Origin of the sequence: Niallia sp. M35, assembly GCF_050971705.1 — a bacterium.
Lineage (GTDB): Bacteria > Bacillota > Bacilli > Bacillales > Cytobacillaceae > Niallia > Niallia circulans_A.
Map to the genome: position 1 here is coordinate 61,287 of NZ_JBPCEP010000009.1, position 25,381 is coordinate 86,667.

General features: G+C 38.0%; 21 protein-coding genes. 13 read left to right on the plus strand and 8 right to left on the minus strand.

Features of this window, described 5'->3' with window-relative positions; genetic code table 11:
- Positions 1-8 precede the first annotated feature (8 nt).
- Positions 9-2,285 (plus strand): glycoside hydrolase family 65 protein, encoded by a 2,277-nt coding sequence (locus tag NiCM35_RS13715; RefSeq protein ID WP_095329455.1) that lies wholly within the window; start codon positions 9-11, stop codon positions 2,283-2,285.
- A gap of 103 nt (positions 2,286-2,388) precedes the next feature.
- Complete coding sequence (pgmB, locus tag NiCM35_RS13720) at positions 2,389-3,048, plus strand: beta-phosphoglucomutase (RefSeq protein WP_095329456.1); 660 nt, start codon at positions 2,389-2,391, stop codon at positions 3,046-3,048.
- Between the two features lie 276 nt (positions 3,049-3,324).
- Here pgmB and NiCM35_RS13725 read toward each other — a convergent pair whose 3' ends face one another.
- On the minus strand, positions 3,325-5,094 hold the full coding sequence (locus NiCM35_RS13725; protein ID WP_433779802.1) for an alpha-glycosidase: 1,770 nt from the start codon (positions 5,092-5,094) through the stop codon (positions 3,325-3,327).
- Between the two features lie 277 nt (positions 5,095-5,371).
- On the opposite strand from NiCM35_RS13725, the gene NiCM35_RS13730 reads away from it, so the two are divergent.
- Positions 5,372-6,328 (plus strand): LacI family DNA-binding transcriptional regulator, encoded by a 957-nt coding sequence (locus NiCM35_RS13730; RefSeq protein ID WP_095329458.1) that lies wholly within the window; start codon positions 5,372-5,374, stop codon positions 6,326-6,328.
- A 186-nt stretch (positions 6,329-6,514) separates the two neighbouring features.
- Here the strand turns inward: NiCM35_RS13730 and hxlB are convergent, their stop codons facing one another.
- The 7 genes from hxlB to NiCM35_RS13765 all read right to left on the minus strand — a co-directional run bounded on the left by hxlB (position 6,515) and on the right by NiCM35_RS13765 (position 13,541).
- Positions 6,515-7,063, minus strand: a complete 549-nt coding sequence (hxlB, locus tag NiCM35_RS13735) for a 6-phospho-3-hexuloisomerase (protein WP_095329459.1) — start codon at positions 7,061-7,063, stop codon at positions 6,515-6,517.
- Complete coding sequence (gene hxlA / locus NiCM35_RS13740; RefSeq protein ID WP_095329460.1) at positions 7,056-7,673, minus strand: 3-hexulose-6-phosphate synthase; 618 nt, start codon at positions 7,671-7,673, stop codon at positions 7,056-7,058. The genes hxlB and hxlA overlap by 8 nt, the downstream gene beginning before the upstream one ends.
- Before the next feature lie 127 nt (positions 7,674-7,800).
- Positions 7,801-8,805, minus strand: coding sequence for a LacI family DNA-binding transcriptional regulator (locus NiCM35_RS13745; RefSeq protein WP_123258532.1), 1,005 nt, complete (start codon positions 8,803-8,805; stop codon positions 7,801-7,803).
- Positions 8,806-8,897: 92 nt separating this feature from the next.
- Positions 8,898-10,178: an MFS transporter gene (locus tag NiCM35_RS13750; RefSeq protein ID WP_095329462.1), complete on the minus strand. Its 1,281-nt coding sequence runs from the start codon at positions 10,176-10,178 to the stop codon at positions 8,898-8,900.
- Positions 10,175-11,140: a sugar kinase gene (locus NiCM35_RS13755; protein WP_433779805.1), complete on the minus strand. Its 966-nt coding sequence runs from the start codon at positions 11,138-11,140 to the stop codon at positions 10,175-10,177. Before NiCM35_RS13755 ends, NiCM35_RS13750 begins: the two co-directional genes overlap by 4 nt.
- Entirely contained in the window at positions 11,127-11,912 is a 786-nt protein-coding gene (locus tag NiCM35_RS13760; protein ID WP_163185101.1) for a hypothetical protein, read from the minus strand. The genes NiCM35_RS13755 and NiCM35_RS13760 overlap by 14 nt, the downstream gene beginning before the upstream one ends.
- Before the next feature lie 273 nt (positions 11,913-12,185).
- Complete coding sequence (locus tag NiCM35_RS13765; protein ID WP_095329465.1) at positions 12,186-13,541, minus strand: MATE family efflux transporter; 1,356 nt, start codon at positions 13,539-13,541, stop codon at positions 12,186-12,188.
- 299 nt (positions 13,542-13,840) lie between these two features.
- On the opposite strand from NiCM35_RS13765, the gene NiCM35_RS13770 reads away from it, so the two are divergent.
- The 10 genes from NiCM35_RS13770 to NiCM35_RS13815 all read left to right on the plus strand — a co-directional run bounded on the left by NiCM35_RS13770 (position 13,841) and on the right by NiCM35_RS13815 (position 25,381).
- Positions 13,841-15,040, plus strand: a complete 1,200-nt coding sequence (locus NiCM35_RS13770) for an MFS transporter (RefSeq protein ID WP_095329466.1) — start codon at positions 13,841-13,843, stop codon at positions 15,038-15,040.
- 478 nt (positions 15,041-15,518) lie between these two features.
- Positions 15,519-16,538, plus strand: coding sequence for a PTS sugar transporter subunit IIC (locus NiCM35_RS13775; protein ID WP_095329467.1), 1,020 nt, complete (start codon positions 15,519-15,521; stop codon positions 16,536-16,538).
- Positions 16,539-16,621: 83 nt separating this feature from the next.
- A complete protein-coding gene (locus tag NiCM35_RS13780) occupies positions 16,622-18,145 on the plus strand; it encodes a PucR family transcriptional regulator (RefSeq protein WP_123258528.1) in 1,524 nt (507 codons plus the stop codon).
- A gap of 135 nt (positions 18,146-18,280) precedes the next feature.
- Complete coding sequence (locus NiCM35_RS13785) at positions 18,281-18,910, plus strand: aspartate/glutamate racemase family protein (protein WP_433779807.1); 630 nt, start codon at positions 18,281-18,283, stop codon at positions 18,908-18,910.
- A gap of 221 nt (positions 18,911-19,131) precedes the next feature.
- Complete coding sequence (locus tag NiCM35_RS13790; protein ID WP_163185110.1) at positions 19,132-20,757, plus strand: OPT/YSL family transporter; 1,626 nt, start codon at positions 19,132-19,134, stop codon at positions 20,755-20,757.
- 11 nt (positions 20,758-20,768) lie between these two features.
- A complete protein-coding gene (locus NiCM35_RS13795) occupies positions 20,769-21,824 on the plus strand; it encodes an S-methyl thiohydantoin desulfurase family protein (protein ID WP_433779808.1) in 1,056 nt (351 codons plus the stop codon).
- 18 nt (positions 21,825-21,842) lie between these two features.
- Entirely contained in the window at positions 21,843-22,793 is a 951-nt protein-coding gene (locus NiCM35_RS13800; RefSeq protein WP_095329472.1) for a DUF1177 domain-containing protein, read from the plus strand.
- Positions 22,794-22,876: 83 nt separating this feature from the next.
- Positions 22,877-23,545 (plus strand): AroM family protein, encoded by a 669-nt coding sequence (locus NiCM35_RS13805; protein WP_123258525.1) that lies wholly within the window; start codon positions 22,877-22,879, stop codon positions 23,543-23,545.
- An 11-nt stretch (positions 23,546-23,556) separates the two neighbouring features.
- Positions 23,557-24,504, plus strand: a complete 948-nt coding sequence (locus tag NiCM35_RS13810; RefSeq protein WP_249877493.1) for an aminopeptidase — start codon at positions 23,557-23,559, stop codon at positions 24,502-24,504.
- A 16-nt stretch (positions 24,505-24,520) separates the two neighbouring features.
- Positions 24,521-25,381, plus strand: coding sequence for an NADPH-dependent oxidoreductase (locus tag NiCM35_RS13815; protein ID WP_123258524.1), 861 nt, complete (start codon positions 24,521-24,523; stop codon positions 25,379-25,381).

Consider the following 25,381-nt stretch of genomic DNA (forward strand, 5'->3'; position numbering starts at 1 on the left):
AGAAGATTATGACAAATAAGCGTCTTTTCGAAATAAACAGCTGGAAATTAATATCAAATAAGTTGGAAAAAAAAGAAAAGCGACTGCAGGAAAGTCTAACCTCCATCGGAAATGGTTATATGGGGATGCGTGGTAACTTTGAAGAAGGATACTCAGGGGATTTCCATCAAGGTACGTATATTGCAGGTGTATGGTTTCCTGATAAAACAAGGGTTGGCTGGTGGAAAAATGGCTATCCTCAATATTTTGGCAAAGTGATCAATGCGCTGAACTTCATTGGTGTAGATATTTATGTAGACGGTACCAAAGTAGATTTGTATAAGGAAAACATTATTGATTTTCACCTAGAGCTCGATATGAAGGAAGGCGTTTTAAGAAGAAGCTTCATCCTCCAAAAAGGAGAAAGTCAAATCAAGTTTGAGTTTGAACGCTTTTTAAGTATTGTTGCAAAAGAAGTTTGTGCAATAGATATAAAGGTAACAACGCTAACAGGAGCGCATAAGATTGAATTGGTTCCATATTTAGATGGTGATGTGACTAATGAAGATTCCAACTATGAAGAAAAATTCTGGGAAGAGACTGGCAGAAAAGTAGAAGCTAATGCTGCCAATCTAATAATGAAAACGGTTGATAATCCTTTTGGAACACCAAGATTTGCAGTATCTGCTTCGATGGCAAATACCATTAATCATCTAGAAGTAACTTCTTACAATGAAAAGCCGATGTATGTTGCTAATGCATATAACAATAAGCTTAAACAAGGAGATACAATCCACCTCCAGAAATATGTGGCAGTTTCGACCTCTCGCGATTGGGAAGAAGAAAGATTAGGGGCTGTTTCTGACTTGTTAGCAAAACAAGCGAAAGAAAAAGGATATGATTCCTTAAAAGAAGAACATATTGCTGCATGGGCAGCCCGCTGGGAAAAGGCGGATGTTCAAATTGATGGGGATGAAGAAGCACAGCAGGGGATCCGATTCAATATTTTCCAATTATTCTCTACGTACTATGGGGACGATGCGCGTCTCAATGTAGGGCCAAAAGGTTTTACAGGAGAAAAATATGGTGGAGCAACCTACTGGGATACAGAAGCATATATCGTTCCAATGTATTTGGCAGTAGCAGAGCCTAAAGTAACAGAGCAGCTATTACGTTATCGTCGCCAACAGCTGCCAGGTGCGGAGCATAATGCCAAACAGCAGGGACTGAAAGGTGCATTATATCCGATGGTAACCTTCACAGGGGTAGAATGCCATAATGAGTGGGAGATTACCTTTGAAGAAATTCATCGTAACGGTGCCATTGCCCACGCCATTTTTAATTACACAACGTACACAGGTGACGAAACCTATGCACTAAATGAAGGATTAGATGTGTTAGTCGGAATCAGCCGCTTTTGGGCAGATCGCGTACATTATTCGAAAAAAAATGATCAATACATGATACATGGAGTAACAGGACCAAATGAATATGAGAATAACGTGAATAACAATTGGTATACGAATAAGATTGCGACGTGGACATTAAGATATACTTTAGAATTACTTGAAAAAACAACTTCAAAAAGAAAAATAGATTTAAATATTGGCAAAAGTGAATTAGCAAAATGGCAAGAAATCATTGACAAGATGTATTTCCCAGTAGATGAGGAATTTGGAATCTTTGTTCAGCACGATACATTCCTTGATAAAGACTTAAGAACCGTAGATACCCTTTTAAAAGAAGAGAGACCACTTAATCAAAATTGGTCTTGGGATAAAATCTTACGTTCTTGTTTCATTAAGCAGGCAGATGTTTTACAAGGGATGTATTTCTTAAATCATGAATTTAGCTTAGAAGAGAAAAAGCGCAACTTTGATTTTTATGAGCCAATGACTGTCCATGAATCAAGTCTTTCCCCTTGCGTCCATTCTATTTTAGCAGCAGAGATCGGGCTGGAGGAAAAGGCATATGAGATGTATCAGCGCACGGCAAGATTAGACCTTGATAATTATAATAACGATACAGAAGATGGATTGCATATAACTAGTATGTCAGGAAGCTGGCTGGCTATTGTCCATGGCTTTGCTGGAATGCGCACAGCAGCAGGAACTCTTTCCTTTGCACCATTTGTTCCGAAAGGATGGAATAGCTACACCTTTACAATCAATTATCGGAATCGATTAATTCGGGTCACAACGACTTCAGAGGAAGTGAAATTAGAACTTCTATCCGGGAGTTCGCTAAAGATGCAGTTATATGGAAAAGATATTTTACTAGAAAAAGAGTTTGTTGGAAAGAAATAACTAGTTAGAAGAAGGGAGCCGCTGATTGATTGTATTCTATTGCTAGAGAAGAGCGCTAGAATAAAGCAAGCACGGCTCCTTTTATATAGGGAGGCCAATTAATATGTTAAAAGGAATTATCTTTGATTTAGACGGTGTTATTACAGACACTGCAGAATATCATTATTTAGCGTGGAAGAAAACAGCTGAGGCCATTGGAGTTCCTTTTGATCGTGAGTTTAATGAAGAATTAAAAGGTGTTAGCCGCATGGACTCTTTATATAAAATACTAGATCATGGGGGAATTCGCGGGCAATTCTCTGAAGCGCAAGTGGAAGAGCTGGCACACGATAAAAATACCTATTATCAAGAGCTAATTAAAGAAATTACCCCTCATGATTTATTGCCAGGGATAAAAGACTTCTTGGTAGAATGCAAAGAAGCCGGCTTACAGCTTGGCCTTGCTTCTGCAAGTAAAAATGGTCCAGTGATATTAGATCGATTAGAAGTAACAAACTTTTTTGATACCATCGTCGATCCCGGAAAATTAAAAAAAGGGAAGCCTGATCCAGAAATCTTTGTAAAAGCAGCAGAGCAGCTGCAATTACAAGTGCGTGAATGTGTGGGAGTGGAAGATGCGGAAGCTGGCATTCAAGCAATAAAGGGAGCAAATATGTTTGCAGTTGGTGTTGGCACCCCTGACCGCATGAAATTAGCAGATTGGCAAGTCGGAAGTACCGCAGAAATAACCCTTGAACGGCTAAGAGAGAAATTAGGAGAATAATAGAGTGAGAGGGAATGGAGTGTATTGTATGCTCTGTTCTTTTTTATTGGCTGGGGAAAGTGCTGTTTTGGGGAGAGGGGATAAAAGTAGCATTCTAAGAGAGATGAAAGCCAGAAAAAGAGGGAGAGTCGGAAAAAGTGGCGTTCATGTGAGCGATAAAAGCCAGAAAAAATGATATTCAACACATATAAGTCCCAGCCAAGTTAATAACAATAACAAAAAGCGTATTCCCTTTGCATAGCGCAGAAGGAATCCGCTTTTTAAAAGAGGTTGGTGTTAGCTTTTCACCTTGAATTGTAAAATTGAAAACGCACCTGGAGACAATGTTAATTCTTTTTCTAGGTCCCAAATAATCTCTTTATCATGATAGAGATCTTGAACATTTTTATTATCGATATACTCAACGGGAATCGTGAAAGTTTGTTCTTGATCTGTGTTATTAATAGAGAAAATAATATGTTCCTCTTTGTATGTTTTTTGGTACATTGTAATATTATTATTATTGGAATCCAAGAAAATAAATGATCCTTTGTTACCAAATGCCGGATGGTTTTTACGAAGTGAAATTAATTTTTGAATATGGGCAAATAAGTCAAGATCTTGCTTCTCTTTTTCCCACACCATACACTTTCTGCAGCCTGGATCCTGTGTGCCATCCATCCCTATTTCATCGCCGTAGTAGATACAAGGTGTTCCTGTGAAAGATAAAAGGAATAAATAGAGTAGTTTCACTCTATCCTTTCGATTATTTGCAAGGGTCAAAATACGAGGCGTATCATGACTATCTAATAGATTAAAAGATACTTCATTAACACTATTTGGATACATATGAAGGACATTGGTAATCGTATGTTTGAATTCTGTCGAAGTAATCGAATCCTTCGCAAAGAAATTTACGGCACCTGTTGTGAACGGATAATTCATAACAGCATCAAACTGGTCTCCTTGCAACCAAGGCATAGAGTCATGCCATATTTCTCCGAGAATATACACATCGGGCTTCAATGCTTTCACCTCTGTGCGGAAATCTCTCCAAAATGGATGATCTACTTCATTGGCAACGTCCAGCCTCCAGCCATCGATGCCAAATTCTCTTACCCAATATCGGCCAACCTCTAATAAATATTCTTTTACTTCTGGATGGCTTGTGTTTAGCTTTGGCATAAACGGGGTAAAGGCAAAAGTATCATAGTTTGGAATTGGTGCTGTTTGAATTGGGAATTCACGAATATGGAACCAATCTTTATAGATAGATTCCTGCCCCTTCTCCATGACATCTTGCCATTGAGGGAAGAAATAGCCACTGTGATTAAAAACAGCATCTAACATAATCCGAATCCCATGATCATGAAGAACATCTACCATTTTTTGAAACGTCTGTTTATCGCCAAACTGGGGATCGATTTCCATATAGTCAATCGTATCGTATTTATGATTAGAGTAAGCTTTAAATATTGGAGTGAAATAAACACCATTAACTCCTAAATCAACTAAATGATCAACATGATCGATAACACCTTGAAAATCGCCACCAAAAAAATTGGTAGGGGTAGGCTCTGTACTTCCCCATTCGAGCGTATCAGCAGGATTAAGCATAGGATTCCCGTTGGCAAAACGTTCTGGGAAAATTTGATACCAAACCGTATCTCTTACCCAGTCGGGAGCATGAAAAGAATCCTCTTTATGCACAAAAGGGATACAAAAATAATAGGCAGTATCGTCTGTTGGAATTGCTTCATAAAATCCTTTTTCTGTATAGATAAGTGTCTCCTTTTCAGATGAAAGCTCAAATCCATAGCGTAAGCGTCGATACTCAGGCTTTATTTCAATAAACCAATAATCATAAAGCTCTGTGCTGCCACTTTTTTTCATGGGAGCTTTTTCGTATTGCCAAGATTGATTCACAAAAATGTAAGGGTCTCCAAAAATAAGCTGAACAGATTCCATTTCTGCTTTTTTTGTCTGGAGACGGATGTGGACTAGATCGTCTTTATAAATATAAGAAAAATTATTGCCAGGCCGATGATAAATCGCTTCTTTTAACATAAAATCTCCCTTTCTACGCAAGCGTTTGCATTATTAAAGAGTTGAGTATCTAGCAAAAAACAATTATAATATAAAAAGATAAAAGGAAAACGTTTGCACCCCTCTATTATCAACCCATTTTCGTTATTTATCAAGCATAATTATAAAAAAGTTTAGTTTAAATATAATAGTGAATAATTATTTGTTGTAGAATAAATGAAGTAGTATAATAAATCGCTTTCAATAATTAGTAATCTAATGAATAGAGAAATCTAAATTTAATACTGGGGGAGTTCCATTGGCAACACTTTCAGATGTGGCAAAAAAAGCAAATGTCTCAAAGATGACAGTTTCAAGAGTGTTAAATCATCCAGAGCAAGTAACAGATGAATTAAAACAGCTTGTATATAAAGCAATGGAAGAATTAAATTATGTTCCTAACTATGCGGCAAGAGCATTGGTTAATAATCGAACACAAGTGATTAAATTACTTATTTTAGAAGAAATGGACACGGTTGAACCTTATTATATGAATTTATTAACGGGAATGAGCAGGGAGCTGGATAAGAACCATTATTCCTTACAGCTAGTAACAAGGACATCACTTAATATAGGAAAGTGTGATGGCATCATTGTTACGGGTATGCGCGAATCTGACTATGCTTTTATTGAAAAATTAACAATTCCGGTTGTATTATTTGGAGAGAATTTGCATGGATTTGATTTTGTCGATGTGGATAACAAAAAAGGGACATATGTTACGACTAAACATATTTTAGACCAAGGATATAAGCAGCTAATTTTTATCGGAATTGATGAGAAAGAGCCTTTTGGGCAACTTCGCGAGGCAGGGTACCTAGATGCAATTTCAGAGAATGCTATAGAAGGAAAAATTATAAGAGTAGCAAATAGTTCAAGAGCAGCCGAGGCAAAGGTTTCTGAATTCCTATCAAAGAACGATGGTAAATTTGGGTTTGTTTGCGCCTCAGATCGCATTGCAACAGGAGTAATTCGTGCTATTCAGAAGAAGGGGAAAAGTGTGCCAGAAGACTACGCAGTAACTGGGTTTGATGGCGTCTTTCTAGATAGAATCTCCTCACCAAAAATTACCACAATTAAGCAGCCCTTAATGGAAATGGGAGAGGCTTGTGCACGCATGCTCCTAAAAAAAATTAATGAACGGAACAAAAATCAAGGCAAACATATTTTTGAGCCGAAGCTTATTGTTCGAGGATCGACTATTCTAGAAGAGTAGAGTGATTTAACCATTTTAGTAATTGTCAATTTGTGTTTTGGCGAGGATAAACAATAGCAGTGAAAATAAGAGGATTGTTCTTTTATGATAAAAACAGCCGATATGCTCTTCAAAAGAGGCACAAAATACCCGCTTAGGAGCACGTAAACTCAGTCACTCGCTTCTACGGGTATTTATCAAGCATTATTATTCCATATTGCTATGTCTCTTAAAGGCTTCCTCAAATCCAATCTCATTTAGCTCAGCAAAATTTAGACAAATGGTATCAAAGACAATATGGGCACACTGATCAAATAATGAGCCTAAGGGCTGGATAGACTTCATCTCATTTGCCTGCCGATATTTCGTGCTTGCCGGAATGCAGATTGTATGGGTTGCCTCTTCCACAAGTGGAGAGCTAGGGTCAGTAGTTAAGACTAACACAGTGCATCCTAGTTTATGAGCAGTTTCAGCTGTCCAAATAACAGACTTTGTTTTCCCAGAACCAGAAATCGCGACTAATATATCTTCAGAAGAAATAGAAGGAGTAATTGTCTCGCCCACTACATAAACGGTTGCTCCTAAATGCATTAATCTCATGGCAAAGGATTTGGCCATGAGCCCAGATCGTCCTTCTCCCACGACAAAAATTCTCCTTTTTTCTCTAATTAATGCTGCTGTATCAATTAATAAGTTCTCATCGACTTGTGACAAAACGTCTTGGATTTCCTGTTGAATAGCTGTAAGCTTACTCATTGGACAATACCTCCTGATTAAATTGTCTTGCCGCCTTTGCTGGATCGGCAGCCTTCGTAATAGCGGATCCGATAATGGCTATATCAATGCCGTTTGTTTGAAGCTGTGGGATGGAATCGATAGTAATTCCGCCTGCCGCTGCAATTGGGGTTAGATAGGCAGTGCCGGTTTCCCATTCGCTTTTCCCATTTAGTTCTTGCTCATCCTTACTTATATGGTAGCAAAAAATAGCATCCTTAATCGTGGCAAGTGATATCATTTGTTCTCTGGAAGTGTTTAATAAATCAATCATTACTTTTTTTTGCTTCTTTTTTGCTACTTCCATACATGTCTCAATGGTTACTTTTGGGGCTGTTCCCATAACCGTGATGATATCTGCCCCGGCAGCAAAGCTAATCTCTGCTTCATATTTCGCATTATCCATTGTTTTCGTGTCAGCAAGGATCTTTTTATGGGGAAATGCTTTTCTCATTTGGCGGACGCTGTCTATTCCAAATTCCTTGATTAGAGAGGTCCCAACTTCAATCCAGTCAATATCAGCTTCTACTAACTGGGCTATACGAATTGCTTCCGAAATAGTTAATCGGTCCAAAGCTAATTGAATGATCATTGTTAACCGTCCTTTCTTTCAATACTAAACCGGTTTATTTAAACAGTAAAAATTTTTAATAGAATAATGGAACAGTATAGAAGCGTCATTCTGCTCATATAGAAGGAACGCTTCTCCGATCGATTTTTTATATTTTCTTTATGGAGGATGGTCTAACAATTAATTCACAAGGATAAATAATTTTTTCTACTTTAAAATGTTCCTTGTTAACTTGTTTTAATAATATTTCCGTAGCCTTTTTTCCCATTTCAAAGGCAGGCTGTGCAATCATCGTCATTGGAGGATTGGAAAGATGTGCAAAAGGAAAATTATCAAAAACAATTAGGGATACATCTTCAGGAATACGCAGTTTCTTTTCCTGTAAAAATGCTAAAGTCTCTAAGAATACTAAATCATTACCTGCCAGGATAGCAGTGGGCGGGTTCTTTTTCTGAAATAGGTGATGTAATTCAGTTTTCACATTTTCTATTTCTGAGCTGATAATATAGTCTTCGCATATGTCTATAGAGTTTTCTAGCAATGCTTTCTTATAGCCTTCAATTCGTTCTTTTCTTGTTGAGATAGTTAATGGCTGTGTCAAAATAGCAATATTCTTGTGGCCATTTTCCAAAAATAATTTGATTGCATGATAGCTTGATTCTATATTTGTGGATAAAATAAAAGAAGCATTTATTTCCGGAATATCTCGATCCATAAAAACAACGGGATAATCTTCCTCTATCATTTTGGCATAAATATCGGTGTTTTGCCCTGTAGGAAAAATAATCAGACCATCTACCTGTTTGGCACGCAATGTTTCGATATATGTTCGTTCCTTTTTGGGATTGTTGTCAGCGTTGCAGATGATTGCCTGATAATCATGCTCGAAGCAGTAATCTTCAATAGAACGGCAGATTTCTGTCGAAAAACGATGAACAATATCGGCTACAATAATTCCAATCATAGAAGTTTTCTTTTGCTTAAGGCTGCGTGCAATATAATTGGGATGATAACCTAGTTGTTCAATGGCACTTTTGATTTTTTCCCTTGTGTCTTCTCCCATATATTCATAACGCTTGTTGATATATTGTGAAACGGTGCTTTTAGAAACACCTGCATATTTCGCTACATCCGCCATGGTTACTTTCGCCATTTGTTTTCCTCTCTCGCTACTTTAATAGATTCTTTTTCTAGTATAAAACAATCTATCGTTACAAGAAAGCGAAAGAGGAAAACGCTTAAAAATTACTCATGCAATGGTTGCTGTGCTAATTTTCCTATTACCTTCTTTTCCTTTTTTGTAGCAATAATTGTTAAAATAGCTGACAATAATAAGGAAATTGCCATGAAATTATAAGAAGCTCCAAAACCACCAGTTAAATCATTTAAATAGCCAACGATATAGGCTCCAGCAAAAGAGCCTAATGCTCCCATACTATTGATTAATGCCATTGCCCCACCAGAGACGTTTCTAGGAAGGATTTCTGGAATAATCGCAAAGAACGGACCATAAGGTGCATACATTGCTCCTCCTGCAATAGAAAGGAGAATAAAGGATAACCAGAAATTACTTGTGCCAATTAAATAGGAGCCGTAGAAGCAAATTGCCCCAATTAAGAGGAATGGATAGACAAATAGTTTGCGATTTTGAAATTTATCTGAGAAGTAAGAAACCGCTAACATTAACACACATGCTAATACATAAGGAATTGATGCGAGCCAGCCCGTTGTTACAATACTTGCATTTGGGGCTGAATTAATAATAGTAGGAAGCCACATCACAAAACCGTATACGCCAATGCTCCAAAGCGCATATTGAAGACTGAGCAGAATAACAGTCTTTGACTTAAATGCTTCACGATAGTCCTTAACTGGTTTAAGTTCCTTTTGTTCGTCCAGCAATGATTGATGAATGGCAGCCTTTTCGTCGCTGTTAAGCCATTTTGCATCTTTTGGATGATCATTGACGAGTTTCCACCATAAAAATGCCCAAATCACGGCAGGTAAACCTTCTAATATAAACATCCATCTCCAACCGAGTGATTCAAGAATATAACCAGATACAATACTCATCCATAAAACAGTTGCCGGATTTCCTAGAATGAGGAATGTATTTGCTCGAGAACGCTCTGCTTTTGTAAACCAATGACTTAGAAATACTAGCATCGCAGGCATAACAGCACTTTCTACTACCCCTAAGCTAAAGCGTATGACGAATAAAACGTTCACATTTGAAATAAGACCAGTAGCTGTTGCTAAGAAACCCCAAAGGATTAATGCCCAAAATACTAGCTTTTTTGCACTCTTATTCTCTGCGTAATGAGCACCTGGAATTTGAAAGAAGAAATAGCCTAAAAAGAATAATGCACCAAGTAGAGAAGAGGTAGCCGCAGTAATATTTAAATCCTCAGCTAAGCCGCCAGCAGCTCCAAAACTATAATTTGCTCTGTCTAAATAAGCTAAGCTATAAGTAATAAAAACAATCGGGATAAGACGAATCCATCTTTTTTTAGAAAGGGTATTCATATACGTACACTCCTTTGAGAATGATTGTTTATAAACTGCCTAAGTTCTTGTTTATCCGGGTAGCCAGTATTGTCACCCAGCGATTGTACAGCTAACGCGCCAATTGCATTTCCGCGCTGCACGGATTCCTCTACAGGAAGACCTGCTAAGAACCCACTTATTACTCCAACAGCAAAGCCGTCACCTGCACCAACTGTATCAATCACCTTTGCTACAGGGTAGCCATAGATGGTTCCTTCTTCTGTAGGGGATTTATAATAGGCACCTCGCGCGCCAAGTTTGATGATAACTAATTCTACGCCAGCGTCTAAATAATAGGAAGCAATATCGGCAGGCGTTTGATAGCCCGTTAGTTTGATGCCTTCCTCTACTCCTGGTAACACATAGTTCGCTTGTTTCGCGAAGAAATTGATGGTATCTACCATTTCCTTTTCTGAATTCCAAAGTTTTGGTCTCAAATTTGGATCGAAAGAAACCTTTTTACACTGCTTTTTAAAAAATGATAAAGCATGCTGAGCAAAGTCTCTAGTTTCCAAGGAAAGCGCTAATGGAATACCAGTCATATGCAGATGCTTTGCCTTCTGAAAATAATCTTCATCAAGATCAGCAATAGCTAGATGGCTTGCAGCAGAGCCTTTTCGGAAATATTGGACTTCTGGATCACCTTTGGTTACCCGTGATTTTAATTGAAATCCGGTTGGGAAATATGCATCTGTCATGATTTTTTCTACATCAACTTGATTCTTTTGGAGGTTTTCCATAATGAATTTTCCAAAGGCATCAGCACCAACTTTACTTACAAAGCTAGCTTTATATCCTAATTTAGCTAAGCCGATTGCTACATTTGTTTCCGCCCCTGCCAGTTCCATTGTATAATGCTGTACCTCATGTAGTGGGCCGCAAGAGTCGGCTATAAACATCGCCATGGCTTCGCCGAATGTAATGACATCAATTGAGTGCATGTAATTTTTCCCTCCTTTGATTTGAATGGACAATATCTATAAATTTATTAATCTCCACCATTGATCTCTCCAAGGAAAACTCCAATGCTCTCGGAATGGCAGCTGGAATCAAATGATCCATTTTTCGCCAATCAGCATTTGGGTCAAGTGGCAAGGGCTCGGTAAAAAAATGCTTGCCTTGTTTAAATACATGTTTTAAATGAAAATAAAAAATATAAGGCTGGAAAATTTGGAATGCTGCCAATGCATCTTCCTCCTGAATGGTCCAATTGCCTATATCAAATGTCATTTTGATTGGCATCCTTAAATTAGAAGCGTTTTCAAAAAAGGATGCTAACGGCTGGATTTTCCCCCCTTCCCTTGTTTGATCATTTTCCACTAATAATGAAAGAGAAGGGTAGTTGTGGATAATTTTCCATAAGTCGTGTAGATCTGATTTATTCTCCAGATAATGTCCCAAGGGTAGCTTAACCCATTTTGCTGAGAGAATCTCGCTCTCTTCCAAGATAGTATGAAGTGCTTGCTCATTTACAGCCCCAGCATTGTTCCAGATTGGAATAGGAGCAGAGTAAACGGTAAATAAGTTAGCTTGCTGGAGAATAGGCTGTATATGTTGTAAGGTTGTTAGCAACTCCTCTTCATGTAATAATTCTCTCCTAATTTCAATTCCGGAGGCATTTGATTTTTCAATAATTGAAATGGCTTGAAGTAAATCTTTCGTTGCTATTTTTTCATCAAAAAAGGAATTTAAAGGGATATATATAGTAGACATTTATATCTCACCTCTCATAAAACGATTTAGTAAACCGGTTTAGTGATATTATAAATGGAATGAAAGCGCTTTTCAATAATTAGGGAAAAAGTAGGAGAAGGGGATAATATGAATTATTGGGGGGATATTCGCGAAAAGAGGGAAGGTGTTCGTGAAAACACTTGAGAAATTCGCGAAAAAGAAGAGAAAATTCGCGAAAAACACTAATTATCAGCCAAACCAAAAAAAGGTCTATGTAAAACACTCTTTTACATAGACCTTTCCAAAATAGTTTTATGCAATCGAACGATTAACTTTCACTCGTTCCCAAGGTTTTGTCTTCCAGCGTCTGAAGGCAAATATTCCTCTAAACCATTCATCTATCCCTTGAGCCAACCAGATACCAAGAAGTCCCAACCCTAATGTAATTCCGAGAGCATAGCTCAACGTAACGGCAATTCCCCACATGGAGATAATACCAATAATGACAGGAAAGCGAACATCACCGGAGGACTTTAAGGAACTCATTAAGACAATATTCATTGCTCTTCCTGGTTCTGTAAAGACCACTGCCCAGAGAATAGGTAGCCCGATAGCAATAATTTCATAGTTATCTGTAAATAGCTCTAATATTGGCTGACCGATTAATGCCATTACAAGAGCTGCCGCTAATGAAACGACCATGGCCAGTCTAAGTGTTTTAATGCCTCGTTTCAATGCACGGTCAAACTGCTTCCCGCCGATATAACGTGCAACCAGGAGCTGAGTACCTTCAGCAATTGCTAATGTAAATAAGTAGCAGATCATGGAAATATTACTAATATATACTCTGGCTGCTAAGGAGGCATCTCCTAAAGAAGCAACCATTGCAGTAATCATAAGCTGAGAAAATTGATACGATAAATTTTCTCCCGCAGAAGGAATGCCGATATAGAGCATATCTCGAATATCTTGTTTATTGACTTTGATGAAATCCTTAATGGAAAAAGTTAAAGCAATTCTCTTATAAACAAGATAAAGCAAAACAAGTACAGCAAATGTACGGGCTATAACGATAGTCCAAGAAACACCAATGACACCTGTAATAGGTAAACCAAAAACACCAAGAATACTAATGGCATAACCGGTTACGCTAATTACATTCATCAAAACACTAACAATCATGGATTCTTTTGTAAAGCCGTGACTTCTTAATATGGCACTAAGTGCAAGTGAGAGAGATTCTAAGAAGAGGGACGCACCACATATACGAACAAATATTAATCCATATTCTAATACTTCACCGCGAATATCGAAAAGTTGTAATAAATGTTCACCGAAGATAACAACGAGGGCTGCAATAATTATTCCGAACCAGAAGTTTAAACCAACCGCAGAGCGTGCAAACCTTCTAGCAAGGTTAAGCTCATTAGCCCCAAGTTTTTGCCCAATTAGTATCATGGCAGCAATGGACGTTACATTAAAGACTAGAATAAAAATTCCCAGAAGCTGATTGGCAACTCCTACACCTGCAGCTGCGCTATCAGAATAATGGCTTAGCATTAAGGTAGCAGTTACTCCCATACCCATGTGTAAAGCAAGTTCAATAAACAGTGGCCAAGATATATTAAAAAGAGACTGATTTTGTATTTTATTTGTTGAAACACTCAACAGTTAAAACTCCCCTTTACATTTAAAAATAGAAAACATAACAATCATTTTATGCTTATTTGGAAGAAAGTAAAGGGAAAGATAACATTTTTTTTTAGAAATTTTTCAAAAATCTTGAATATAGTAGTAATTAACGCTTTTTTTGGAATTATTTATGAGGATAATCCATTATTTACCGCAATTTTTGCTAAAAATGTTTGAAATGTAATGAATAGTGTCATGACAAGTGTTATTATAATAGTTAGTTTTCATAATTACACCTATCAGTGGAAACCTAAGGGGAAAATGGGAGGATTACAATGAAAAAGGAAATATCTCAAAGAAAGATTCTTGGTATCGCAGGCTTAGGGTGGATGTTTGATGCGATGGATGTTGGAATGCTTTCATTTATTATTACTGCTCTCCAAGCAGATTGGGGTTTATCGGGCAAGGAGATGGGCTGGATTGGCAGTATGAATTCAATAGGAATGGCTGTCGGTGCACTTGTTTTTGGATTAATGGCAGATAGAATCGGAAGAAAACATGTATTTATGATTACATTATTACTCTTTTCTATTGGCAGCGGGCTCTCTGCCTTTACTACTTCCTTAACGATCTTTCTAATTCTACGTTTTTTCATTGGAATGGGACTTGGTGGGGAGCTGCCGGTAGCATCTACACTTGTTTCTGAAAGTGTTCCAAAGGAAAAACGAGGCAGAGTCGTTGTCTTACTTGAAAGTTTTTGGGCATTTGGCTGGTTACTCGCTGCAGTAATTTCCTACTTTGTTATCCCAAAATATGGCTGGCAGGCAGCACTTATCATAAGCGTTCTTCCAGCTTTTTACGCTATATATTTACGTTTGCATTTACCGGATTCACCGAAATTCTTAAAAGTAGAAAAAGAGAAAAAGCTGACAATTAAGGAAAGCCTGCAAGCTGTATGGTCGAAGGAAAATCGGAAGCAAACAGCAACCTTATGGATTTTATGGTTCTGTGTAGTCTTCTCTTATTATGGAATGTTTTTATGGCTTCCAAGTGTCATGGTATCTCAAGGATTTAGTATGATAAAAAGCTTTGAATATGTATTAATTATGACACTAGCACAATTACCGGGATATGCTTTGGCAGCCTATTTAATTGAAAAAGCAGGAAGAAAGTTTGTACTCGTGCTATTTTTAATTGGGACAGCAGGAAGTGCCTTTATGTTTGGGTTAGCGGGAAGCACAGCGATGCTTCTTACAGCAGGAATTCTTTTATCCTTCTTTAACTTAGGTGCATGGGGAGCTCTTTATGCCTATACACCAGAACAATACTCTACAAAGGTTCGAGGGACAGGTGCAGGAATGGCAGCTGCGATTGGAAGAGTTGGCGGAATCTTAGGACCATTATTAGTTCCTTATTTAACAGCACAAAATGTCTCCATTCCCTCTATTTTTACTATTTTTTGTATTGCTGTATTAATCGGGGCAGCAGTAGTTCTGTTTTTTGGAAAAGAAACAAAGAATACCGAAATTATTTAGAGTGGTTCGCCACTCTTTTTTTGTTAAATAATCTAACAAAACTTCAATTGAGTAAAAAAATCTACATATAGCCTTCATATTGATTTTATTTTTCTTGAATAATAATCACTTTTTACAGAAAGAAAAGAAGAAGATTGCATTCTGATTTTGATGATAGCGTTTTAATAAAAACTGAAATAAAAAAATTATTTACATATTCTGAATATTGATGATATTATAGCTACACACTATTAAACGGTTTAGGAGGAGCATAACATGAAGATCAAAACAAATACAGCACTGATTATTATACTCATATTATGCTCTTAGGATTAAATAATCCCTCTGTATTATAACGGGAATTGTTTAGTCCAGTTTTTGTTATTAAAAACAAGGCGCTAAACAGTTTGTAAGACTTGAAGGTGCCTATCCATTATTGGACAGGCTTTTTTGTTTTTATCTAGCTAATAATTATTTTTAAATAGAGGAGTAGAAAATGATGAAGACTAAAGAATATTTTATGGAACGAATGTATAAAGCCTCAGCAGGAATGTCAAATGCAGTCCTTGTAACGTTAGGAATGGGATTGTTGTTAGAATCGATCGGAAAAGCATTTGGCTGGGATGTCTTAGTTCAAATTGGCGGAGTGGCAAAGGTATTGTTAGCCCCGGCATTTGGAGCGGGAATTGCCTATCAGTTAGGTGGAAACACATTAGTTATTTTTAGTGCGATGGTTTGTAGTACGATTGGGGGGAACGCGCTGCATGCAACGGATGCTGGAATGGTGCTTGTTTCCGGACAACCAATCAGCGCAGTATTAGCAGCGGTAGTGGCAACATATGTTGGGAAGCGGGTTAACGGAAAAACAATTTTAGATATGGTGGCCATTCCAGCTGCAGCAATTTTAGTTGGAGGAATTGCTGGAGTAGGTTTGGCGGCAGTTACAACTCCGATGCTAGAATGGATTAGTGCCCAAATCACTTCATCGGTACAAGGCTCACCTTTAGTAGCGCCAATGGTTATCTCGTTAGTATGGAGCATCCTACTGATGACCCCAGCATCATCAGCAGCTTTAGCAATTGCATTACAAATGGATCCAGTATCAAGTGCGGCTGCATTAATCGGGTGTACGGTCCAATTTGTTGGATTTACTGCGATGTCTCTTCGTCAAAATGATTTAGGGGGATTTCTTGCACAATCGATCATTACACCAAAAGTACAATTCCCTAATTTGGTGAAAAATCCGCTGTTAATCATTCCACCTTTTGTAGCAGCCGTCATTTGTGCCCCGATTGCAACATTAGGATTCGGATTCACGGCAACGTATGAATTGGCTGGATTAGGATTGAATTCTTTAATTGCGCCAATCAGCATTATGGCCACTCAAGGCTTGCAGGGATTCTTAATTTATGTGGCAGTAGGTATGGTTCTTCCAATTGTGATTACCCTTCCTCTTTATTTCGTAATTCTTCGCGTAGGCTGGGCAAAAACTGGAGATTTGGCTATGAGGGTTCAGTAAAACTTATGAATGGAGGCTTCCGATAGATAGGAAGCCTCTTTTAATGAAAATGGATCAAAGATATTGTAGTGGAGGTGGTAAGAATGAATCAATCGGGCATTACAGTTAATGATTTATTACGACTCCCTGTTTTAAAGGAGGCAAAGGTGATAAGTGGGAGGGAAGGATTAAATAGAAACGTGCAAAATATTGATATTATGGAGGTTCCCGACATCGACGGCTGGTTAAGAGGGGGAGAGTTGCTGCTCACAACAGCTTATTCCATAAGACATGATCTTTCCTTATTAACAAAGCTTGTGGAGAAATTAGCGCAGGCAAATGCTGCAGCATTAGCAATAAAACCGGAAAGGTATTTACATGAAATGCCAAAAGAAATGATGGAGGTAAGTAATAAATATAACCTTCCCATTATTCAGCTTCCAGTTGGTGTGCCATACATTGATATTACAAATGCTGTCATGGAACAAATTGTGAATAAGCATGCTGCTTTACTGAGAAGGTCGGAAGAAATTTATAAGAAGTTAACGACATTGGTTCTTGAAAACAGTGGGATACAAACGGTTGCTGATAATGTATCACAAATGATAGAAGCACCTATTATTCTCTTAGATAAAGATGGTAAAAAAATTGTTTGCTCCCCAAAGGAAGGATGGATGAACGAATTTACGCATATAAAGCAGTGGGATATTACAGTAGATAAGGAGCGAGTTGGCAAATTTTTAATTGAAAAAGAACAGTTGGATGAAATGGATAAAATTTGTGTAGAACAGGCACGTCTAGTTTTTTCTTTAGAACTAATGAGAAGAAAAACAGCAATGGATACAGAGAATCATTTAAGAGGAAACTTTATTGAAGAACTGCTTGCAGGCATATTTCTCCCCCAAGAGGAAGTAGTGAATAAAGGAAGGCAACTTGGATTGGATCCTGAAATAATGTGGGAAATAATCGTGATGGAAAGTGCAACCCTTATGGAAGAAGGTTCATCATTGTTACATGATTTAAGCAGCATTATAGAATCCATTAATCTATCCCATGCTAATAAGATTTACACACAGAAACAAGGAAGCCGGCTTGTCATCCTATCAGCCGTTCCCTATCAACCAATTATAACAAAAGAAACAAATCAACTATGGATGGATAAATTACTCCCTCTTATCAAGAAATATACCGATTTTCAAGTAGGATTTGGCGGAAGAGCGCTATTATGGGAGATACATTTAAGCTATTTAGAAGCTAGAAATTCACTTTTAATTGGATCCAGTCTTAATAAAGGGAAAAGAATGTACCTTTATGAAGATATTGAGCTATTTAAATTATTACTAGACAGTTCCGACTATGTCAATATGGATCCAGTAATCGAAAGGAAAATAGGTAAGTTAATACAATATGATAAAGAAAATGACAGTGATCTTGTTAAAACACTCTTTTATTATTTGACTTTTAATGGCAGTTTAAAGGACACAGCAAATCAATTATATATTCATCGTAACTCAGTAAAATATCGCATGGATAGAATAAAAGAAATTGCAGATATTAAATTAGATACTTTCCAAGAGAAGGTTTTATACTATTGCTGTATATTCTTTCATAACTTTAAGGGTTCCTAAAACAGAGGGGTCTATTGTACTCGGAGCACAATAGATCCTTCTGTTTTTTGTTTTTTTAGGACATTGTGACAAAAAGACAGAAAAGTTAAAATAAAATATAAATATTCAGAAAATTTAAATTAGGAGAGTGGGGATATGATTGGTGTCATTCGTGTTTTTACAACGGAGAATAAAGCAGTCTTGGACCATCATGGCAAAATAATTACAGAATTGTTTGGATTGCCAACAGTAAATCAATGTATTCCAGATCAAGCGTTAGGCATTTATGATAATGCTTCAGAAAAAGAAGCAATCCCAAAAATCGTAGAGTTAGGAAAAAAGATGGAAAGGGAAGGAGCAAGGATACTTGCTATTAGCTGTGCGGCAGATCCTGGGATTGAAGAACTAAGAAAAGCGGTGTCTATCCCAGTAATAGGGGCGGGAAGTGCTGCTGCATTAACAGCTTTTTCTTTAGGAAAACCTGTTGGGATATTAGGGATAACTCAGGATGTTCCAGAAGTTATGAAGAAAATTTTAGGGGAGCTGTTGGTTGGCTTCAAAGTTCCAGAAGGTGTAGAAAATACGACTGATTTACTGAAAGAGGAAGGGAAGGCAAAGGGGCTAAAGGCTGCTAAAGATCTGTTAGATCAAGGAGCCAAGGTAATTGTGTTTGCTTGCACAGGTTTTTCAACAATTGGACTGGCAGACCAATTGCGTAATGAATTGAAAGTTCCCGTTATCGATGCAGTCGAAGCAGAAGGACAGTTTGCAGCACAGTTATACTGACCAAATAGTTCGTTTCTTTGTTTTAGTATTTTATGTTGTCATATGGACAAATAAAACTTTCATTATTTGCCAGATTTTATTTGTTACTAAATAAGCCTAACAAATTAATTGGCCTTATTTTTAATATTCTTTATTCAAACCATCAAATGTACCACTTAGTTGAGTATGACTCCACTCTTTAACATCAAAATGCTATTTAAAAATAATTTGGAGGCTAGTATATGAAACAAGTAGAACCAGTAAAAAAACACCCTCGTCTATTTGAACCTGTTTCCCTCATATTTACCATTATTACAGCAGTGTTTGGCGCCATTATCGGGATGCAAATTATCGTCTCTTTAGGAGTGACACCAAATACATCTATTATTGGTGCGCTTCTAGCAATGCTGATTGCTAGAATTCCAGTTACTATCTTTAAAAGGTATAAGTCTATTCATAGACAGAATTTAATGCAAACCTCTATATCTGCAGCAACTTTTGGGGCTGCAAATAGTTTATTAATTCCTATCGGTATTCCTTTTCTAATTGGGGAACCAGATTTGATTGTTCCGATGTTGATTGGAGCAGCATTGGCCATGTTTGCAGATGCTGCCATTTTATATAAACTATTTGACTCCAAGCTGTTTCCTGCATCAGGTACATGGGCACCAGGAGTAGCAACAGCACAAGCTATCGTTGCTGGTGATAAGGGAGGAAAACGGGCAGGGCTTCTTGGAATTGGAACACTTATTGGCGTTATCGGTTCGATTTTGCATATTCCGATGTCTGCCTTTGGGGTTGCTTTTATCGGTAACATTTGGGCTTTAACGATGTTTGGGATTGGCTTACTATTCCGACAATATTCTATTCCTGTTTTTGGTGTAGATGTAAACGCCCTTTACATTCCACATGGCATTATGATTGGTGCAGGAATTGTGGCGTTAGTCCAAGTTACGCTATTAATCTTTGGAAAAGATAAGAGAAAGCAAAAGGGAAAAAATCAAGAGGTAGCTGCAGCTATGGAAAATGATGTTGACGACTCGAATTATACAACACCTATTTCAGTAGCAAGAAAGACTTTAGGAATTGGCTTTATTGTTTATATTGCGATTGCTTTAATTATTGCTTTAACAGGCGGACTTATTACAGATATGTCATTTGGTATGTTGATTGGATTTCTGATTTTTGCCGCATTTGCTGCATTTGTTCATGAATTAATCGTTGGTATTGCTGCCATGCATTCAGGGTGGTTTCCGGCCTTTGCGGTTGCCTTTATTACCCTCCTTATCGGTATGATGATTGGTTTTCCGCCTTTAGCACTTGCTTTACTTGCAGGATTCAGTGCTGCAACAGGACCGGCCTTTGCAGATATGGGCTATGACTTTAAAACAGGCCATATTTTACGAGGAAATGGTGCTGATAAAGAATATGAAATAGATGGAAGAAAGCAACAATATATGACGTCATTAGTTGCCTTTGGAGTCGCATTGCTGACAGTGCTAATCACTTATAAAGGATATTTTGCCAATAACCTTGTTCCTCCAATAGACGCTGTCTATGTTTCTACGATTCAGGCAGGCACTTCAATGGAAGTCGCTCGGCAATTATTAATATGGGCTATTCCAGGTGCTATCTTACAAATACTTGGTGGTTCAAGCAGACAACTAGGAGTAATGTTTGCAACAGGTTTATTAATTTTAACTCCATATGCAGGCATTGCAGTATTGGTAGGGATTGCGATTCGATTAATGTGGGTGAAGAAAAAAGGAAAAGAAGCAGAGACGCCAATGAGTATTTTAGCTGCAGGGTTTATTGCTGGGGATGCACTGTATAGTTTCTTTAACTCTGTATTTAAATTAGGGAAATGAGGAGATGAAACGTGACAATAAAATTAGATGAACAAATCGTAGAATTTGCTGTATATGGTGGTGCCATACTAGGCGGCGGAGGAGGAGGAAAAATAGAAGATGGACTTCAAATAGGACGCCTTGCTTTAGAGGTTGGTCAGCCTATCTTAAAAACAGCAGAGGAAATGGCAGATGAAGACTTACTTGTAACGGTTTCGCTAGTTGGCGCTCCAGCTGCTAAAGAGCAGTACGTAAAGCCAGTTCATTATGTCAAAGCAATGGAGCTATTGGCAAGTAAGCTAGATAGACCACTTCAAGGAATTATTACCAATGAAAATGGAGCTGGCACTACAGTAAATGGCTGGTTTCAATCCGCTATGACAGGATTACCAGTAGTAGATCTGCCTTGTAATGGAAGAGCTCATCCAACTGGCACAATGGGGTCATTAAATTTAACAGAGATGCCTACTTATATTTCTTATCAAGCAGCCGTTGGCGGGAAAGGAGATAAGTATGTAGAAATGCTTATCACTGGTTCCCTTGATATAACAGCAAAAGCAGTTCGCCAATTGTCTGTTGATGCTGGCGGGTTAGTAGCAGTGGCAAGAAATCCTATAACAGTGGGATATGCAAAGCAAAACGGAGCGAATGGAGCCATATCGCAAGCAATTACAGTTGGCAAAGCCTTGCTGTCTAATAAAGGAGAATCTGCTATCGAAGCAGTTGTGTCTGAACTAGGAGGATCTGTAATCACAGAAGGAACAGTAACGGCATGTACTTTAGAAACAATAGGAGGTTTTGATGTAGGAAAAGTAACGATTGAGGATTGCTATGATATGACCTTTTGGAACGAGTATATGACAATTGAGAAAGATGGAGTGCGTTTTGGCACCTTTCCAGATCTTATTATGACATTGGATACAAAAACAGCTAGACCTATTGTAACCGCGGAAATGGCAAAAGGGCAGCAAGTAGCTGTTATAACCGTTCCTAAGGAAAAATTACGCTTAAGTAGTACGATGAGTAACCAAAAGTTAATCCAACCAATTGAAAAAATAATAAACAAAGAAATTCTAACTTATCTTTAAAAAGGAGAGATTGATAGAATGGTTTTAAAACAAACTTTAGTAGCTTTAGAAACGTTAGATAATGCATTTGTAACAGGGGAAATAGTTGCCGATTTATTTAAAGAATATCCAAATGTACAAACAGATGTTGTAAAAGTAACAGGGGAAAAAGGAAGCACAGATTTTATTAAGATTACCATACCGGGAGCAAAAGGGAAATCTGCTGGTGGCACCGTTCCGACATTGGGGATTATTGGGAGATTAGGAGGGATTGGTGCACGACCAAGCAGAATTGGGCTAGTATCTGATGCTGATGGTGCCGTAGCGGCAATTGCTTCTGCTTTGAAACTAGCTGATATGCAGGTAAAGGGAGATGTACTTGCTGGGGATGTGATTGTATCCACACATATTTGCCCAGATGCACCAACAAGACCACATGAACCAGTTGATTTTATGGATTCTCCAGTTGATATTTTAACAATGAATAAACATGAAGTAATTCCAGAAATGGACAGTATTATTTCAATTGATACCACAAAAGGAAATAGAGTGATTAATCATAAAGGGATTGCTCTTTCTCCAACAGTAAAAGAAGGTTACATTCTTCGAGTTAGTGAGGACTTACTAAGAATTATGGAAATGACGACAGGGAAATTTCCCGTCACCTTCCCTGTCACTTCACAAGATATAACGCCATATGGAAATGATTTATACCATATCAATTCTATTTTGCAGCCATCTGTGGCGACAGACGCACCAGTTATTGGCTTGGCAATAACTGCTCAATCAATCGTCCCAGGGTGTGGAACGGGAGCTAGTCATGAAACGGATATTGCAGATGCAGTTCGTTTTTCCATAGAGGTGGCAAAGGAAACAGCTAATGGTACTTGTGAGTTTTATGATAAAGATGAATTTAATAGAATAACAACCTTATATGGTTCCATGAAAGTCCTGCAAACAATGGGAAAAGCTGCTTCTCCTCAGTCTTAACCAAGTAATGCAGAGAGGGAGCATTGCTTCCTTTCTTTCCTTATAGTAGAGGAGAGAGTGACTTATAAAAAGGAGTTGTTTATATGAAAAAACTTGGAATGATTACAATTGGTCAAGCTCCAAGAACAGATGTTGCTCCAATTGTAGAGAAGTATGTAAACAAAGCGGAGCTTGTCCAAGTTGGAGTATTAGATGGGATGTCGAAAGATTATATTGAGACAAATCTATATCCTGAAGAAGGCGATTATGTTTTAACCTCTAGACTAGTAACAAATGAGTCGGTAGTTATGTCTCGCGAAAAAATAAAGCCAATTTTACAGGAGAAAATCTATTATTTAGAGAATATGGGAATAAGCCAAATATTGCTGTTGTGCACGGGTGTTTTTCCAGGGCTGCAAACAAGGAAAGCTTATTTAATTGAACCTGATCATATCATTCCCCCCACCATTAATGCGTTAGTAGGAAATAGAAGACTGGGAGTAATTGTTCCACTTAAGGAACAAATAAAGACGTCTCTTCCTAAATATGCCCCCTTAGGATTAAAACCTATTTTTAGTGTGGCATCACCATATAATATGAGTAGAGAGACCTTTAAGAATGCGGCTCAAGAATTAAAGAAGGAAGCAGATATAATTTTGTTGGATTGTATGGGGTATACAGAGAATGCTAGAGAGATGGTAGCCGAAATAGCTAATAAACCAGTCATTCTCTCCAATGCAATCATGGCAAAATTAGTATCAGAAATGATATAGGAGAGGGTAAAATGAATGAAAAAATGATAGAAACAAGCAAAAATGTTCTTGCTAACTGTTTAGGCATAAAAGAAGGAGAGTTATTTCTCGTTGTCACAGATGAAGCAAAGAGGGAAATAGCTGAATCCATATATGAAGCTGGCAAAGCGTTACGTGCTGAGACGATGTTTATTGTTATGCAGGACAGAGAAAAGTCGGGACAAGAGCCACCAGCAACTGTCGCAGCGGCCATGAAAGCAGCAGATGTGGCTGTTTGTGTAACGGCGCATTCCTTAACCCATACACAAGCTAGAAAAGAAGCAGTAGAGACAGGAACAAGGCTTGCGACAATGCCAGGAATAACAAAGGATATGTTCTTAGAAGGAGCCATTTCTGCAGATTATGAACAAGTGAGAATTCTTACGGAAGAAATAACAGACCAGCTTACAAAGGGAAAGCATGTCAAAATTGAAAAAGACGGTTATTGTTTAGCGTTGGATATTACAGAAAGAAAGGGCATCCCAAGTACGGGGATGTACTTATATCCAGGGGAATCAGGTAATCTGCCGTCTGGAGAAGCATATATAGCACCAGTAGAAGGAACTGCAACTGGCACAATTGTCGTGGATGGCTCTGTGGCTGGAATAGGAAAGCTAAGTAATCCACTTAAGCTTACAATAAAAGAAGGTCGCCTAGTCGAGGCAGAAGGAGAAGAAGGAGAGCAATTATTAAAGATATTAGGCAATGGGGAAGGCAGAATGCTCGCAGAATTTGGGATAGGAACAAATGATAAGGCAAGGATCACAGGTGTGGTATTAGAGGATGAAAAAGTATACGGGACCATTCATGTAGCTTTTGGAAGCAATGCCACGTTTGGTGGAATAGTTTCAGCAGGCGTTCATATAGATGGAGTTGTCACCCAACCTACCGTATATATAGATGATGCATTATTGATGGAGAAAGGCGTATTGATCAAATAGCAAGGTGGTGACATGAGTGAGGGAATATACAAAAAGGGAAACGAGAATTGAGTTAGAAGGCTTATCAAAAGAGGAGCATTTACTTAATGAAACGATCGAGGTACTTACTGCTCATGAATCAGTAAGGGCTTTTCAATCGAAAGATATTCCGGCCAATATTCTTCAAACGATTATAACTGCAGCTAGAAGTGCACCAACTTCTTCAAACTTGCAGGCGTATAGCATTATTGTAATAAAGGATGAAGAAAGGAGATCACGGTTAGCTACCCTTTCTGGCGAACAGTCATTTATCCATGAGGCACCTGTGTTTCTAGTTTTCTGTGCAGATATTTACCGTTTGAAATATGTGACAGAATCACAAGGATATTCTTTTTTAGCCAATACGCTAGAAATGTTTCTTCTTTCCTCAATGGACGCCACCCTCGCCCTGCAAAATGCAGTAGTGGCTTCGGAATCATTAGGGTTAGGTTGTGTACCTGTTGGTTCCATTCGTAACCATCCTGATGCGGTTGCAGAGGAACTCGGCCTCCCAGCAGGCGTATTTGCTGTTTCGGGATTATCGATCGGCTTTGAAAAAGAAGGAACAAGGCGAGGCGTAAAGCCGAGATTGCCAGAAAAAGTAATGGTTCATCAGGAAAAATATACAATAGAAAATCTTGACGAGCTGCTAGAACAATACGATCATACGATGATTTCTCGTAAAACCTACGATGGCCGTAGAGTCTCCTTAGCTGGAGAACCAGAAAAGCAGGGAAAGGACTATGGATGGAGAGAACATACTGCTAGAAGATGCACGAGACCAGAAACGATCGCTGCCTCAGCAAGTTTAAGAGAAAATTTGAAAAAAGTATTAGAAAGTAGAGGCTTTTCTTTTTAA